The 15,605-nt window shown below is 38.1% G+C and carries 18 protein-coding genes; 11 read left to right on the top strand and 7 right to left on the bottom strand.

The features are described from left to right. Positions 1 to 407 precede the first annotated feature (407 nt). The 3 genes from WKF66_RS20765 to WKF66_RS20755 all read left to right on the top strand — a co-directional run bounded on the left by WKF66_RS20765 (position 408) and on the right by WKF66_RS20755 (position 2,550). Positions 408 to 1,244 (top strand): SDR family NAD(P)-dependent oxidoreductase, encoded by an 837-nt coding sequence (locus tag WKF66_RS20765; RefSeq protein ID WP_489676426.1) that lies wholly within the window; start codon positions 408 to 410, stop codon positions 1,242 to 1,244. 194 nt (positions 1,245 to 1,438) lie between these two features. Then, entirely contained in the window at positions 1,439 to 2,194 is a 756-nt protein-coding gene (locus tag WKF66_RS20760; RefSeq protein ID WP_489676425.1) for a helix-turn-helix domain-containing protein, read from the top strand. A 14-nt stretch (positions 2,195 to 2,208) separates the two neighbouring features. Then, positions 2,209 to 2,550 carry a nuclear transport factor 2 family protein gene (locus WKF66_RS20755; RefSeq protein WP_489676424.1) on the top strand — a complete coding sequence of 114 codons (342 nt, stop codon included), beginning with the start codon at positions 2,209 to 2,211 and terminating at the stop codon, positions 2,548 to 2,550. Between the two features lie 371 nt (positions 2,551 to 2,921). On the opposite strand, the gene WKF66_RS20750 is transcribed toward WKF66_RS20755, so the two are convergent. Continuing rightward, positions 2,922 to 3,389, bottom strand: coding sequence for a GNAT family N-acetyltransferase (locus tag WKF66_RS20750; protein WP_489676423.1), 468 nt, complete (start codon positions 3,387 to 3,389; stop codon positions 2,922 to 2,924). 187 nt (positions 3,390 to 3,576) lie between these two features. Here WKF66_RS20750 and WKF66_RS20745 point away from each other — a divergent pair, with 187 nt between their 5' ends. From WKF66_RS20745 to WKF66_RS20730, 4 genes are all read left to right on the top strand, one after another. Continuing rightward, positions 3,577 to 3,786 carry a TetR/AcrR family transcriptional regulator gene (locus tag WKF66_RS20745; RefSeq protein WP_489676422.1) on the top strand — a complete coding sequence of 70 codons (210 nt, stop codon included), beginning with the start codon at positions 3,577 to 3,579 and terminating at the stop codon, positions 3,784 to 3,786. A 41-nt stretch (positions 3,787 to 3,827) separates the two neighbouring features. After that, complete coding sequence (locus WKF66_RS20740) at positions 3,828 to 4,157, top strand: hypothetical protein (RefSeq protein WP_489676421.1); 330 nt, start codon at positions 3,828 to 3,830, stop codon at positions 4,155 to 4,157. A gap of 137 nt (positions 4,158 to 4,294) precedes the next feature. Next, entirely contained in the window at positions 4,295 to 5,500 is a 1,206-nt protein-coding gene (locus WKF66_RS20735) for an MFS transporter (protein ID WP_489676420.1), read from the top strand. 131 nt (positions 5,501 to 5,631) lie between these two features. Next, positions 5,632 to 5,790 carry a hypothetical protein gene (locus WKF66_RS20730; protein ID WP_489676419.1) on the top strand — a complete coding sequence of 53 codons (159 nt, stop codon included), beginning with the start codon at positions 5,632 to 5,634 and terminating at the stop codon, positions 5,788 to 5,790. A gap of 9 nt (positions 5,791 to 5,799) precedes the next feature. Here the strand turns inward: WKF66_RS20730 and WKF66_RS20725 are convergent, their stop codons facing one another. Then, on the bottom strand, positions 5,800 to 6,597 hold the full coding sequence (locus WKF66_RS20725) for an AraC family transcriptional regulator (RefSeq protein ID WP_489676418.1): 798 nt from the start codon (positions 6,595 to 6,597) through the stop codon (positions 5,800 to 5,802). A 123-nt stretch (positions 6,598 to 6,720) separates the two neighbouring features. Between WKF66_RS20725 and WKF66_RS20720 the strand changes: the two genes are divergently transcribed. Continuing rightward, positions 6,721 to 7,779: an SDR family oxidoreductase gene (locus tag WKF66_RS20720; RefSeq protein WP_489676417.1), complete on the top strand. Its 1,059-nt coding sequence runs from the start codon at positions 6,721 to 6,723 to the stop codon at positions 7,777 to 7,779. Positions 7,780 to 7,798: 19 nt separating this feature from the next. Continuing rightward, positions 7,799 to 8,173, top strand: a complete 375-nt coding sequence (locus WKF66_RS20715) for an NAD(P)-dependent oxidoreductase (RefSeq protein WP_489676542.1) — start codon at positions 7,799 to 7,801, stop codon at positions 8,171 to 8,173. Positions 8,174 to 8,200: 27 nt separating this feature from the next. Here WKF66_RS20715 and WKF66_RS20710 read toward each other — a convergent pair whose 3' ends face one another. The 3 genes from WKF66_RS20710 to WKF66_RS20700 form a co-directional block, all read right to left on the bottom strand. Next, positions 8,201 to 8,497, bottom strand: coding sequence for a hypothetical protein (locus WKF66_RS20710; protein WP_489676416.1), 297 nt, complete (start codon positions 8,495 to 8,497; stop codon positions 8,201 to 8,203). 155 nt (positions 8,498 to 8,652) lie between these two features. Next, positions 8,653 to 8,781 (bottom strand): hypothetical protein, encoded by a 129-nt coding sequence (locus tag WKF66_RS20705; RefSeq protein WP_489676415.1) that lies wholly within the window; start codon positions 8,779 to 8,781, stop codon positions 8,653 to 8,655. Positions 8,782 to 8,901: 120 nt separating this feature from the next. Continuing rightward, positions 8,902 to 10,011 carry a calcium:cation antiporter gene (locus WKF66_RS20700; RefSeq protein WP_489676414.1) on the bottom strand — a complete coding sequence of 370 codons (1,110 nt, stop codon included), beginning with the start codon at positions 10,009 to 10,011 and terminating at the stop codon, positions 8,902 to 8,904. 276 nt (positions 10,012 to 10,287) lie between these two features. On the opposite strand from WKF66_RS20700, the gene WKF66_RS20695 reads away from it, so the two are divergent. Further along, positions 10,288 to 10,935 carry a DUF6266 family protein gene (locus WKF66_RS20695; protein ID WP_489676413.1) on the top strand — a complete coding sequence of 216 codons (648 nt, stop codon included), beginning with the start codon at positions 10,288 to 10,290 and terminating at the stop codon, positions 10,933 to 10,935. A 35-nt stretch (positions 10,936 to 10,970) separates the two neighbouring features. Continuing rightward, positions 10,971 to 11,579 (top strand): DUF6266 family protein, encoded by a 609-nt coding sequence (locus tag WKF66_RS20690; protein WP_489676412.1) that lies wholly within the window; start codon positions 10,971 to 10,973, stop codon positions 11,577 to 11,579. 30 nt (positions 11,580 to 11,609) lie between these two features. Here the strand turns inward: WKF66_RS20690 and WKF66_RS20685 are convergent, their stop codons facing one another. Together WKF66_RS20685 and WKF66_RS20680 are read right to left on the bottom strand one after the other, a co-directional pair. Further along, positions 11,610 to 13,820, bottom strand: coding sequence for an outer membrane beta-barrel protein (locus tag WKF66_RS20685; RefSeq protein ID WP_489676411.1), 2,211 nt, complete (start codon positions 13,818 to 13,820; stop codon positions 11,610 to 11,612). Between the two features lie 23 nt (positions 13,821 to 13,843). Next, positions 13,844 to 15,589, bottom strand: a complete 1,746-nt coding sequence (locus WKF66_RS20680; protein ID WP_489676410.1) for a M56 family metallopeptidase — start codon at positions 15,587 to 15,589, stop codon at positions 13,844 to 13,846. Positions 15,590 to 15,605: the final 16 nt, after the last annotated feature.

The following is a 15,605-nucleotide window of genomic DNA, read 5'->3' as shown; positions in this document are numbered from 1 at the left end:
ATAAGATAAATATGATTGCTGCCAAAAAGAAAGATGCTCGATGGAATAACTTTTATTTACACTAAAGCCTTACTTGTCCATAGTTAACGACATATATAAGGATTTGATTCAAGTTTGGTCCGGATACATGAATGCATTGATATATCAAAGGCAATCTGCTCATTGGTAGCCGTGCTGTTAAAACTTCGTTTCCTGAGACAAGATCATACCTTTTGATGATCATTGCTTTATCAAAGCTACTTTTTCTTATTGTCGTAGTATATCCTTTGAAATCTAAGCTAAAGGGCCATAGTCCCTAATTGATACTATTTTGCGAGCATAAGTGATTTGAACACAAGGTAAAGGAATCTGGATACCTTTTGCTTTAGGTATTTGATGAACATTGTATCAACTAAATGTTTTAAAATATGGATACTTTAAAGAACGAAAAAGTCTGGTTAATTACCGGAACTTCAAAAGGATTGGGCTTAAAGCTTACAACATTCCTACTTTCATTAGGGCATAAAGTTGTAGCAACAAGCCGGGATGTAGCACCTCTGGAAGAACAGATAGGGATAAACAAAGAAAATTTTTATCCCGTTCCTCTTGATATTACTTCTGACCAGGACGTAAAAGAAAAGATTGAATTGGCAATTTCACGTTTTGAAAGGATTGATGTTGTAGTAAATAACGCTGGTTATTCTCTAGTAGGAAGTATGGAGGAAATGACCGATCAAGAGTTCCGTAGCAGTATGGATGTGAATCTTTTCGGTTCAGTAAATGTAATTAGGCATGCCATGCCGTATCTGCGCAAGCAAGGTTACGGCCATAATATTAATATTTCCTCTAATGCCGGATATTTGGGTTTTGCGAATGCAGCAAGTTATAATGCAGCCAAATTTGGGATTATTGGTATAAGTGAGGCATTAGCGCAAGAAGTCCAGTCTTTTGGTATTAAGGTAACTGTTGTAGCACCAGGTCAATTCAGAACAGAATTTATGAATTCAATTCAATATGTTAAAAATAGGATTGATGGATATGGGATAGATGAAGCAGAGAAAACCTGGTCTGATTATAGCGGCAAACAGCAGGGTGACCCTGAAAAGTTAGTGAAAATTTTAGTTCAGATATCAGAAATGAATGATCCACCATTACACCTGTTACTAGGTTCTGATACGTACGAGCTTGTGCTTGAGAAAAGAAAGCAGGAACAAGCTGAATTCGAACAATGGAAGGAAATTACACTGTCAACTAATTTTGATTGACATTATTAAGATATAATCTTCTTAGCTTAACAGTTATGAGGCCATACATTATAAAGTCTATTCAAGACTTACATCAATTGCTGGCACTGCCAAAGCCAAAGCATCAATTGATCAGTGTAATAGACTTTTCAAAAATTAAATGTTTTGATGATATGAAGCTTGAGTCGGTCACGTATGACTTCTATTGCATTTCTTTGAAAAAGAACTTTAAGGGTAAAATGCAATATGGTCATCAACATTACGATTTTGATGATGGCATCATGACTTTTTTTGCCCCCGGACAGGTCGTTACAACAGAAATAAGGGATGATTGGGAACTTGAAGGATATTGGCTGGTAATGCATCCTGAATTCATACAAAATTCAACATTGGCTAAAGAAATTAGACACTTCCAATATTTTTCCTATGCTGTAAACGAGGCTCTACATTTGGCTGAAGACGAGGAGCAAGCAATTACTCTTCAGCTCTTTAATATTGCAACTGAAAATGAAAAACCAACAGATGCCTTTTCCCAACCTATCTTAATTAAGCATATTGAATTGCTGCTTAGTTACTGCGACCGGTTTTATCATCGCCAGTTTCTAACCCGCAAGCAAGCAACTAATGATCATTTATCAAATTTTGAACTCTTACTAGATGAATATTTTAATAATTATGAATACAAAGGGAGCAGTATTCCCGGAGTGTCGTACTTTGCTGAAAAGTTAAGCCTTTCGAGTAATTACTTAAGTGATATGTTACGAAGTATCACCGGACAAAGTGCACAACAACATATTCATGATAAATTGATTTTAAAGGCAAAAGAGCTTTTAGGCTCAACTGAGCTATCAGTAAGCGAAATTGCTTACCAGTTGGGCTTTGAATATCCGCAATCATTTAGTAAACTTTTCAAAAATAAGACCAGTAAAACTCCAAGAGAGTTCCGGGCAATTTTAACTAAATCCTCTTAAAATGAATCTATATCATGAAGACAAATAAAGAAATATTAGAAGAAATTAATGAAGCTATCAGAAGCGGCAATTATGATGTTATTATAGAGTATTGTCAAGAAGATACAAAATGGCTGTTTGTTGGTGAACACGAAATAAATGGAAGAGAGGCGGTAAAGGAGTATATTAAAGATGCTTATTTAGCGCCACCAGAATTTACCCAGCATTTATTTGCTGACGGCAATTATGTGATTGCAACCGGAGAAATCAGTTTGGTAGATGCTTATAGAAAATGGACAAAATTTTCATATTGCGACATATGGAAATTTGAGGATGGAAAGATAGCAGAGCTAAAGGCTTTTGTTATTCCAGACTAAGTACATTCTTATTGTAATCAAAGTTTTATGGAAGCAGAGCAAAATAGTAATTCCCCTTTATATTTAGGCCTAAATCGTAATTCAAAATGACTTACGACGAAATCAAATTCGTTGTCTGTTAGTACTACTTTTTCAATATGATCTCTTAATATTCTCTTTGCATTATACATCATACCTATAAAAACTAGTGATATTTATTTTCATAAAGATACAGAATCAATACTGTGCTTATACAACAATGGCTGACGCAATACTCTCGTAGCTGGCTTATGGTGATTTAAATGTTCTTCTAGGAGCTTTTGCAAGTCAAATTCAGTTTTGCACCTGTCCGATTAAAATATCTCTATTAAACGACAGAAAAATATTTTGAATTAACTCATATCAAATCGCATTGTGGTGATAAACTTCTTGAAGCCAACTTTTTCGTAAGCACTTACAGCTGCATCATTTTCGTGGTATACTTCAAGGCGGACTTCAGTTATACCTTTCGATAGAATCCATTGCTTAAGCTCGTTTATTAATACCCTATAAATTCCTTTTCCTCTGAATTCTGGGATTACAAGCATAAAGCCTATATATCCAAAAAAATTATGTCGTTCGTATGATTTTGCAGAGCGAATCTGTGCATAACCAGATCCAATGATACCACCATTGGCCTCTACAATCATAACTGCTGTGCTGTCTTCGGCTATCAGGGTCTTAAGGTCGTAATAAAAAATATCCCCATCCTTCAAGGTTGGGTCAAAAGGGCGTTCGGCCTCAACCAACATCTGCAGAAATGTGTCAAGCTTGGGCAAATCGTCTTTCGTAGCGTGCCTGGTTGTTATGTTTTCCTTCATTTTCAATGATTTGTATTAGATAGTGACTCAACTATATATTTATATGCAATATGCTTTTTTGCCGTCAATTTATAAACCATTTACAGTCTGCAAAGAAAGTTTACAATCAAGAAAGACTAATTGCTAACAGATTGTCATAACTTTCTTGTAAATTTCGAACTGATCGGTTTATAATTACTTTTACGCCATGGCAAGAAATAAGGAATTTGATTATGAGCAAAAATTGGATGTTGCAATGAATCTCTTCTGGGCTCAGGGTTACCATATGACTTCTTTAAGTGATTTGGAAAATCATATGGGGATTAATAGAAGTAGTATTTATCCAACGTATGGCGACAAAAGAGACCTTCTAATTAAGTGCTTAGACAGATATTTAAATTTTAAAGTTAAAGAGTAACCGCTATACTGAATGACAGCCAATCAAATGCCATTAGAGATTTGAAAAAAATATTAAAATTGTCAGTAGATCAAAGTATAAAAGAAGGCAGAACGTGTTTAGCTGTAAAAATTGCCTTTGAAGTTTCTCCTGATGATGAAGAGATTATACGTCTATTATCCAAGAATGAAAAAATGATTGAAGGCGTTTATCTCCAAATCTTAAAGAGTGGACAAAAGAAAGGGACGATCAGAAATAGCATAAACACAGATATAACAGCTGCTTTTTTTGCCTGTTCATCCAGCGCGTTCTTGAAAAATTACGCATTGAACAAAAACCGAAAAAAAGTATATGAGATGATAGAAACGCTAATCCAAATGGTTAAGCCCTAATTATAGACTAAACTGTTGCTTCTATGAAAACCAATTTCTGGACATAAGTCTCTCTCTGAAAACGAGCTATCAAAAAATACTTAACAAATAATTTTTTTCTCTTTTACTAAACTGATCAGTTTAATATGAATTTAATAATGAATAAAAAAATAGCGTATATGGGTTGCCTCGGCGTTATTGGAATTATTAGTACCGAGTTTGGTATCATTGGCATCTTACCCCAAATTGCTGAATTTTATGATATAAATATTGGAACAGCAGGTTATCTGTTAAGCGGATTCGCATTAGCTATCGCCCTCACTGGCCCTTTTATGGTGTTGTTAGCCGCAAAATTTGATAAAAAGAACGTCATGATGTGTGCTTTAGGATTGTTTTTAATTTCTAATGTTCTTTCAAGTTTCAGTCCACCTTTCTGGTTGTTAATGATACTTAGAATATTGCCAACAGTTTTGCATCCAGCATTTTTCTCTATGGCAATCGCTGCTGCCACAAAAGATGCCTCTCCGAAAACCCAAATGCAATTAACAAGTATTATAATTGGAGGTATAGCGCTTGCACAAGTGACCATTATACCCTTGACAACTTTTATCGCAAGTATTTACACTTGGCAACTGAGCTATATTATTCAAGGATTTGTAATTCTTGTAACACTACTAGTCATCTATAAATATTTTCCAGCGATGCCGAACAAAGAAATTAAGTCATATAAAAATCAATTAGGCATACTGTTAAGACCAACGTTCATTGCTGGTACAGCATTAAACTTATTTTTAATAACAGCTTGGTTTTGTTCTTATAGCTATTTTGCCGACTACCTTTCAAAAGCAAAAGGCTTAAATACACAGCAAATAAGCTATATGCTACTTTTATTTGGCGTAATGGGGGTGATTTCAAACCTTATAGCAGGTCGGTTATTGGGAAGGCATATGTTATGGACTGCATCGTTTTTCATTGTAGGGACATTTCTATTGCCGTTTGCATTTGAATATATAGGCGATTCGATAAGCAGTATAGCTTTAATAGTGGGTTTTTGGGGAATCATGTACGGTCCTTGTTTTTTGATAGGTGTTGGTTACATGGTATCAGCAGCTCCTGATGCTAAAGAATTTGCAAATAGTTTGCAAACCTCTTTTGGAAATCTAGGCGTATCGCTGGGGACAGCTACTGGAGGTTGGTTCATCAATTATTATGGCATAAAAATCACTCCATGGGTAGGTATTGGCTTTGGTATGATGGCACTAATCGTGATTTTTTGGCGAGCGTATCTAGATAGAATTACCAATAACATAAACCAAAATCCGGTCGTTAAAGTTGTTGACAATCCAGATATCATCAAGGTGTAATCTAATGTAACAGCTAAAAAAAGATTGATAGGGTAGGTATATCTTCCTTTTTTGAGATAAAACCTATTTCCCGGATCGCGGTCAACTAAAGTATTTTGTAAAATCTTGAACAAACAGTTTATTATGCACAAATGAAATACGTTGACCCTATCTATTTTCATGGAACGTCTGTAGTTGCTGGTTATACAATAGCGGATGTGAAGAAAAAAGCAAAAGATCATGCTATAAGATTGATAACACGATTGAGTGAATTAAAAATCGACGATATAGAGGACGTTTTTGTACAATGACGTTAAATCCTAATTATGTCGTTCTTTTTTAAGTAGCTTACTTACATGGCTTTCATCTGTCAAACCAAATTCTGACGCAATTTGCTTTAAACCAAATCCACCACTATCAATTCTTTGCCTTATCAAACTGCCCCTGTAGTTACCTATGTAGTTCCGAATGGTCATACCAGTATTTGTTTTAAAATACTGGCCGATATAATCCTTCGTAAATTTGAAATGTTCAGCCATAACCTGCGCTTTCAACTTTTCAGGATAATATATGTGCTTGTGAATGTAACAGAATACTGCCTGCATATCTTTTGTTCTATGTTCGTTAGATCTTATTTCTGGCATATTACGCTGTAGAATATGAGCTAGCATAAGCACTTGCATCCATATAAGGGCTTCATTTCGCAGTATTTCCTTTTTCATTGATATAATTACATCGAAAACACGACTTATCGTAACTTGATCTTGAACATTAAAAGTAAAACCGGATAAATGTGTTTCTTTACTTTTAATTAAGTATTCCAAATGACGAAGACCTGAATTAATCATTTCTTCCTCTTGATAAATATACAAATCCGTGAATTTTAAGTATACAAAGTGTGTTGTTCTTTCTATTTCAAAATAATGATCCTCTTCCGGACCTAATAAAAAAACAGAACCATCATTGTATTTAATGGATTTGGAATTTATAACGTGGTTCCCCACTCCACTTTTTATATAGATCAGTTCATAATGATTATGGTTGTGTAAAGGATGAATCCATTCTGATACTTCAAAATCAGAAATCAGAACAGGTGCAAATTGCTTATATCTTTTCATAGAATAGTACAAAACTAACATAGTTTATTACAAAAGGAAGCACACTTCTTCTGCTGATCTTTGATATATCAAGATAGTCAAACATTAGATTTTCATTACGTGGATATCTCTAATTATAATAACATGAAAAATAACAAGACAGCGCTAGTAGTCGGTGCCAATGGTGTGATTGGTAGTATTCTAATCACTTACCTGGAGGAATTAAACGATTGGAATATTATTGGCCTATCACGCCGGAGCGGACAAAGTACCAGCAAAACAACATATATCTCCGTTGATTTGCTTAATGAGGATGATTGCAAAAAGAAATTACTGCCACTCACCGAGGTCACACATATTTTCTATGCTGCTTATCAGGATAGGCCCACTTGGGCTGAACTGGTGGGGCCCAACTTAACTATGCTTGTCAACGTTGTAAATATCGTTGAGCGTGTTGCCACCAGTTTGCAACATGTTAGCCTAATGCAGGGATACAAAGTATATGGTGCTCATTATGGCCCATTTAAAACTCCTGCCAAAGAAACTGATGGCGGACACATGCCTCCCGAGTTTAATATTGACCAACAGCAGTTTCTGCAAAAACAACAAGTTGGAAAAAATTGGACATGGTCTGCATTAAGGCCATCGGTAGTAGGAGGTACTGCTTTGGGAAATCCAATGAACCTAGTCATGGTAATAGCTATTTATGCAACGATATCTAAGGAACTTGGACTACCTCTTCGCTTTCCGGGAAAGCCAGGTGCTTATGATAAATTAATGGATCTTACGGATTCTGGCTTGCTGGCCAAGGCAACTGTTTGGGCTGCAACAAACGTCGGTTGTGCTAATCAAGCCTTCAACATTACAAATGGTGACTTAATTCGTTGGAGTGAATTGTGGCCTAAAATTGCGAATTACTTTGAAATGGAAGTGGCTCCGCCATTGCATATGTCTTTACAAACTATCATGAGCGATAAGGATTCTATTTGGGAAAGCATCCAGCAGAAATATGAGTTAGAGAAACATAGCTATGAAAATGTCTCGTCATGGGTATTTGGTGACTTTGTGTTTTCATGGGATTATGATTTTTTCTCTGATGGTAGCAAAGCCAGAAGATTTGGTTTTCATGAGAATATAGAAACGGAAACAATGTTCTTTGATCAGTTCGATGAACTCAAGAGGCAAAAGGTTATCCCTGGATAAGAGGCAATGATCCTCATTCATTGCCCCTGACATCAAAAGTGTTTTACAAATATGGTGTGGAAGGCTAATTTGCCAGACCACCCTTGGTATGGGTGAAAGTTATAAAAATCTTAATTTCATTTGGAAACGTATAATGTTTGGCATATTACTTAAGAAAGCGTTTAAAGACCACCAATTGCAAGAAGAATATATAATGCACAGCAGTTTGGATTATACAATAGTTAGACCTAGTGCACTAACACAGGGTGATATCAAGAATGAATACAAAATTGGATTTGATGGAGAATATAAGAATCTCTCTTTAAAAATTGCACGAACTGAGGTGGCAGATTCTATGATAAAACAATTGAACGACCAAAAATATTTGAAGCAAGCCGTAAGTATATCAAACTGAAGGAGAGCTATTGGGATATCCGCTGAATCAGGAGGACGCAGCAATAATCTTACGGCGGTATTCTGTATCGAAGCTGCCTAGTAATTGCTCAAGCTTTTCTATATCTATACTTGAAGCTTCCGGCTCAGATGCTGAAATTGATTCAGTGAGTAGCTTTTTATCTAAGGAGACAGGTTTGCCTTTCACTATGGCGGTTTGTCGCACCGTATACTGAAGTTCGCCGTCTGTGCTGGGACTGGGATTGCTATAAAACCTTCTACCTGATCCTTTAGGTACCTCTAGCACCCAGCTATTTAACCGCTCGTCAAGTTTTTCTTTAATCATGTTTGCAAAATGTGGTGGGGAATATCTTTGCAGTAAACATTTGCGAATTCAAATGGTTTAAAAATTTTAGTAGTCCGGCCTTGTGACCGCTACTGGCTTTTCTGAAGAATAGCTAGCGGATAAAAAGCTTATATCGATCCGTAGTAGCCAAATTACTAACTGTGTTTCTCTCCTGGAGTCACCACTAAAAGTGCCAATGTGCCAAAAAGAACTGTAGTAAGCATGACAATTGACACTGGAACAACGCAAACAACTATTTTAGTGTACTCTAGAGCTTTTTTCATCGTGGTGGATTTAAAAGCAATAATACGTTTTCTAACTAGTATAAGGAAATTTATTATAGCTTCTAGCTCTATATTTTTTCCAGGCCATTTGCAGATACAGACCATAGCATTATAGCAGTGCTACGGAATTATGGTGTAAAAAAGGTAGGATGCAAATATCGTCAGTAGTACGATCCCTTGCAGTACATTTGTTTTTCCTCCAGATAGCGTAAATAGTACCGTAATCATTGACAGTAGCAGTAACACTGTAGACTTTGTGTCTATCCCTAATATCAAGTCCATTCCTGTAACTATCGAAACGACGGCAACGGCCGGAATCGTCAATCCAATACTAGCCAGTGCTGAGCCAAGCGCAAGGTTTAGACTGGTCTGCAGTCTATTGTTTTTCACTGCCCTATACGCAGCTAATCCTTCTGGAAGCAATACCACAGAAGCAATAATCACACCCACTAATGATTTTGGAGCTCCTAGTCCTAATACAATACGCTCAATATCACCCGAAAGAGATTTGGCTAGAATTACAACAATACCTAAACTCACAAATAACAATATCACACTTGCCGTGGTAGTCAGGTTGCCAGGTGGATCTGCATGTTCTTCTCCTTTTGTTCCAGCATCTTTTGGTAAGAAGTAATCCCTATGCCTCACTGCCTGGATCATAATAAAACTGCCGTAAAGGATCAGCGACACAACGGACACAAATATAAGCTGTGACGTTGTGTATTCTCCTCCAGCCTTACTGGTTGTATAATTCGGTAGGATCAAGGTAAGCACGATGATAGCTGTAAGTGTAATTAGCGTAGCGCTTACACCTTTCAACTCAAATACCTGCTCTTTGAATTTTATCCCGCCAGTAAGCAAACAAAGTCCAACTATTCCTGTTATAATGATCATCACAGCTGCAAAGACGGTATCTCTGGCAAGTTCTTTTGTTTCGGGGCCCCCGGAAATCATCAAGGAAACAATTAGTGCCACTTCAATTACAGTGATCGCCAATGCAAGAATCAACGTACCAAAGGGTTCACCCACCCGGTGGGCGATTACTTCAGCATGGTGTACTGCAGCTAGAACGCTCGATATTAGTAATGCTGCCAAAACGATCTTAAAGGGATCAGCACTTATGAAGTTTGTGGAAAAGTAAGCGATCCAGCTTAGTACTGGAAAAACTATTGTCCACATTGGAAGTTTTAATCTTTTTAGCATAAATACATAACCCTGAACACCAGCCATGGTTTTAAAGGGACACTACTTACCGTAAATCCAGGCAAACAATAACCAAATTACCTATAAAAAACAGGGTTGGGTTATCCTTGGCTTGTGGTTGGCATATCATTGAACTATCTTAGGGATATCTCAACCATAATCCAAGGATAGCCCAAGGATAAGTCAAGGATAACCCAACCCGGCTATCTACCTGTTTTTCAGACGCATTCATATTTTTGTTTATATTCCTCCATAGCACGTATATCCCATGTTTTATGCTAACTTGCTAAAAAACAAAACATTATGGGTATTTCAAAAAATGGGCCTAATGGCCAGGTTACAGGTAGGGTAGGTAAGCTAGTCTACTACATGTTAAATGGACAACTGGTGTCAAGAACAATCGGAAAGACGATCAAAGAACCGACTTTGCCGCAATTGAAGGTAAGAAGCAAGAACTCACTATCTAGCAAACTGTTAAAAAAGTTTAAGCCGTTTTTCAATGTCGGTTTTAGCATTGAAATCAAGGATACCACCATGAACGCGTTCAATATGGCTGTGGCCCTCAATGGGCAGACGATACTAACAGGGAATTATCCGGACTTTGAGTTTGACTATTCAAAGCTTGTGCTCAGTAGAGGGCTGCTCAAAAAAGGCGAACAATTGCAGGCTTCTGCTACCGACGATTATATTTCATTCACCTGGGCAACAGTCGAAAAAATGCCTTGGCCAGAATCGACGGATCTAGTGATGATGATCGCTTATTTCCCTGGAAAAGAAAGAGCGTTAGTTAAAATTGGGGGTAATGCCAGAAATACAGGTGCGGATCAACTGGCTCTTCCGCCAAGTTTGAAAGGTTTGCAGGCAGAGACCTATATAGCTTTCGTGGCTGCTGATCGTAAACAGGTATCCGATAGTACTTATTTAGGAAGTTTAAATTCAGCAATTCAATAGCCATGGGTATTTTAACATCAGGAATATTAGGTCCTATGAAAAATAAGACCGGCGCCGTAATTGGAAGGATGCACAGAGGTCAGAATGTGATTACGCAATTGTACAAAAAACGTAAACGTAGAAGGAAAAGGTCTAAAGGACAACTATCTTCACAGGATCGTCTCGGCAAACTAAGTACCTTTTTAAGTAATATCCACCAGTTAGTTGATATAGGGTTTAAGAAAATGGTGAAGCACAATAGTGCTGTAAATGCCGCTCATTCCTTTAATTACGATCATGCATTTATTGAAGTAGGAGAGAAGCTGGAGCTTAATTACCCTAAATTAGTATACAGCCTCGGAGATGTTGAAGGTCCAGAATCACCGCATCTCGGATATGAGGAGGGGATCTTGCGCTTAAGTTGGTTCGACATGCCGCAGTCCCAGTATTGTCAGTATTCAGATTTGGCCACTGTATTGGTTTACGAGCCAACTGAGCAAGATAGTGTTGTCTTTGACAACATTTGTCTGCGTTCAGATTTAAATGTGCTGTTAGACATTAGTTGTTTCATCGGGAAAGAAGTACATTGTTACGTTTGCTTCAGTTCCGAGGATGGAAAGCATCAAGGCAATAGTGTTTATTTAGGGTTGGTAGCGGTCGGATAGCGCCTGGTATCGGTCAAGTAGCGAGCCTACCTAACCTTTAACTCTGTTCTTTTCCTCGCTTGCACCAGAATCATTTCGTTTCGAGGCAGATGAAAATGATTTTCCAAAACGGTAAGTGTAAGACAAGACCGCATTTCTTGAGTCGGATTTGTTGATCCAGTTTGCCTCGGTCTGCGCCAGGTTATTAATTATACCAGTCCTGATACTAGTGTAAAAAACATCATTGAGGCTCAGCTTAAGCGTAGCGCTTGAGCTGAGCTTTTTTTGCACTGCAGTATTGGCCGACCAGATTTCGCCCAATACAAATTGCGCGTTATACATTCTGTTCCTATAGTTTCCGCTTAGCTCCGCATCCCATCCATTGCCAAGAGTAATCCTCGCATTTGCGTTTGAAAAGGAAAAGGTTCCGGAGGTATTTAACGTGCCAGTGTAGAACTCACTTTTGACTGCAACATTTGTCAGTTCGCTATATAGGTTGATACTTAACCATGTCAATGGATCGAAGGTTCCGTTGAAGGAAAGACTTTTCACAATTTGCCTACCTAAATTCGCAGGCCGACTGTAATACATTCCATTGGTTATTTCGATCGTTTCGTTAACTTCATCCTTCGAGTTTGAATACGAGGATGTTAACGTATACTTGTTTTTAAAGGTGTAAGACAACTCCAGGCTTTGAACGTAAGCGGGCTTTAGAAAAGGATTTCCCACGTAGAAAGTGAATTTATCGAGTGGAGAAATAAAGGGGTTTAAATCCTGATAATAGGGGCGGTCAATTCGTCTTCCGTAATTGAAGCCCAGTTGATGAGTACTCGCCGAATCAATTTTATATTGCACATAGAAGGTTGGAAACAAGCTTGCATAGGAGCGTTTAAATGTCGAATCCGGCTTCAACAGGTTTCCAAGCTGATTTCCATTGGATCGAGTATCTTCTGCTCTTAGACCAAGCTGAACCGAAAAGTGTTTTATTTCTTTACTGAAATTCAGGTAGGCCGCACCTATTCGTTCTTTAAAAATAAAGTGATTGCTTTTGTCATAGTCGGGCTTTGTGAATCCTGCTACCGTATAGGCATAATCAGCTGTATTATCAGTTTTGGTAAAGCTCATTTTTAAGCCAGCGTCCAATTTCCAGGACTTTGCCATAGGAAGTGTATAATCCGTCTTAATGGAGTAAATGTCAATTTTCGAAGGAAGGTCGCCGCTTAATATGTCCTGCGACTTTAAGTCCCCATTGGCGAAATAACTGGAGTTGTAATAGCGTTGATCTGTTTGATTGTCGAATGTCAGGTAATCTGCATCCGCAGTGATTCCATGTCCTGTAGTATCAAACTGGTGACGATAATTCAAGTTGATACCTCCATTATAAAACTTTATTTTGTCGACGTTTCTTGCCGTAATCGTAGAGTCTAGTTGGCTTGAGGGATTCAGTAACTTGCTGGTGTTGTTGTTTTCCTGCTTCGATCTTCTTCCCATTCCTGTTAAAACTAAACCCCATGTTGTCTCTTTAGATTGGTAATAATCTGCACCTATTTTTAAGTTTCCCGAATGTCCATCCCTGTCGAAGAAGCTATTTTGATTAAAAAATGATTTGGTAGTTCCATCCTCATTTTTATAACGCCTGTTGATGTCCAAGTCCGAAAAGCTGTGGTTGTAATTATAGCTTAGATTGGTAAAATAGTTCATTTTACCGTCTTTTAAGTTCAGGTTGAAACTATTTGGTGACCTGGTCATCTTTCCTTGATTAATAGCCAGCGTAAAGCCGCCATTCAGTCCTCTCGTTGTTCCTTTCTTCGTGCGGATGTTGATCACCCCTCCGTTTCCGGCAGCATCATAACGTGCAGGCGGATTAGTCATAATTTCAATTTGCTCTAAGGAGGAAGAAGGGAGGGATTTCAGGTAGTTCTGTAAATCTTCTCCGGACAGTGACGTTGGTTTATCATCGATAAAAATGGCCACGTTACTTTTTCCCTTGAGACTAATCGTACCATTCTGATCCACCTGAATGCCGGGTGATTTCTCCAATACTTCCAGTGCAGATGTACCTGCATTGGAAATCAAGGCATCAACATTAACAACAACCCGGTCTAGCTTGCGTACGGTAAAAGCTTTTTTAGCACTGACGCTTACTTCTTTTAAAACTTTAGTACTATCTGTGTTAACTTTAGTGGTGTCCACCTGCCCCTTTACTAAGATTGGAACAATACAAAGCCATAGGGCTGTAATAGCCCGCGCTAGAATTTTCATAATAAGAGTGATTGAACGTTAAATTAATCTGTACTTACTGTGGTGGTGATGGTACCTTTTTTATTCTTCAGGTATTTTATGTACCTCCTATGAATGTTTTCTGGTTGCTTAACGCCATTGATAATAAGGCTTTCCTCATTTAAGGTGTACTTGAAGTTTTTCGTGTCTTTGAGCAAGCCCTGCCTTCTGAGTTCTTCTGTCATGTCGCCATCTTTTGCTCTAGCGGCGGTTTTACCACTGCCAGGTCTAATAGGAACAGAAATATTTAATGGCCTGTTCACAGTTACAGATATTGGATTGCCTGCAACAGCATTTATTGTTGTTACTTCCGGCTGAACTGGAACCATTGGCACAATAGGCGCTATTGGGGTAACCGGAATCACAGGTACTGTAGGTACGGTGGGGAGTTTATTGGTGTTGGGGCTTGCAGCATACTTAGCTACATCAGACTGGTATTTCTTGAGCTCTGTTTGATACCTCGATATGTCTGCCTGATAAGACTTGATTTGGTTTTGTTGACGCCTGACATCTGCCTGATATCTTTTAACATCCGCTTGGTAAGCTTTGACTTCCTCTTGATACGCCTTAACGTCCTCCAGATTTTGCCGAGATGATTTTACACTGGTTTTTTTTGGTTTTAAAGCTAGTGTTTTTTTAAATTCTTTTCTTGCAGCGGGTCTCTTTGATGTGTCCTGCGAAGTAGTATCAAATAAACCTGTCACCTCTTTAACTGCTAAGACATTGTTCTCTTTTACATAATTCCGGACTGTTGTAAAGGCAGTCGCGAATACAAGCAAAGAAACTAATCCAATGCTCAAAACGGTTTTTTCTATCCGGTTAAGGGATGAGTTGCTATCAAACACCATTCTGTTCACCCGGTTTTTTAAGGAATTCTTCCTACCAGTGATCGCCATTCCATAATTAGGATAAGTTGCACTAAATTCTTGGCAAACTATCAAAGCTTTAATGTACTGATGCTTATTTTCGGTGCAGGACAATGCAAGATCGTCACAGCAATTTTCACGCTCTTCTTTAATTAATTTAGAGATCCACAGTACCCCCGGATTAAAGAAAAATACAATCTCGACAAAACTTTGGATTAGGTTAACCAAATAATCGTTCCGTTTTAAGTGAGCCAGTTCATGACTGATAATCGCATCTACTTCATTCACCCCAAGACCATTCAGCAAGCCTAAGGGAATCAATATTACTGGCTTGAAATGGCCAACTATCATAGGAACTCTTGCCAAACCAGATTGAAGAATTAATACAGGTTTTGTAATACTCAACTTCTTTGAAATGTCTGCAACTTTTTGTTCCCACAATGATCCGGCACTAAATACCTTGTTCGTCTTTATATATCTGATGCCATGCAAGCCAATTAATAACTGCACGGATTTAGCACATATGATCAGAAACCAAATTAATACGATCTGATTGGAGTAGTCGCCCCAGAATGAGACTACCGATCGTGCCGTGGTTAGAAGGCTGTCATTGGCAATCGCCTGGACCTTAGGTGAAATCTGCGATTCGGTCACAGTCTGTTGTTCGGATACCAATGCTTGATCCACATTATTACTAAAGTTTTGATAAAACACAAAACCGATGCTAAATACAAAAAGCATTAGCGTCCCTGCAAGTAAATTATATCTGATCTCGGCACTTTGTTTCCTTGTGGAAACAATGATGAGGCTTGTCAGCAACGCCAAAATCAAACCCATCCACAACGAGTGTAGAAGGGTGGTGTAAATAGCAGTTTGTAATTCCATAGCGGTGGTTCTTTAG

The sequence above is a fragment of the Pedobacter sp. genome (assembly GCF_037719805.1).
Lineage (GTDB): Bacteria > Bacteroidota > Bacteroidia > Sphingobacteriales > Sphingobacteriaceae > Pedobacter.
Note: the sequence above shows the minus strand (reverse complement) of the source record. Positions and strands in the feature narration are given on the sequence as shown.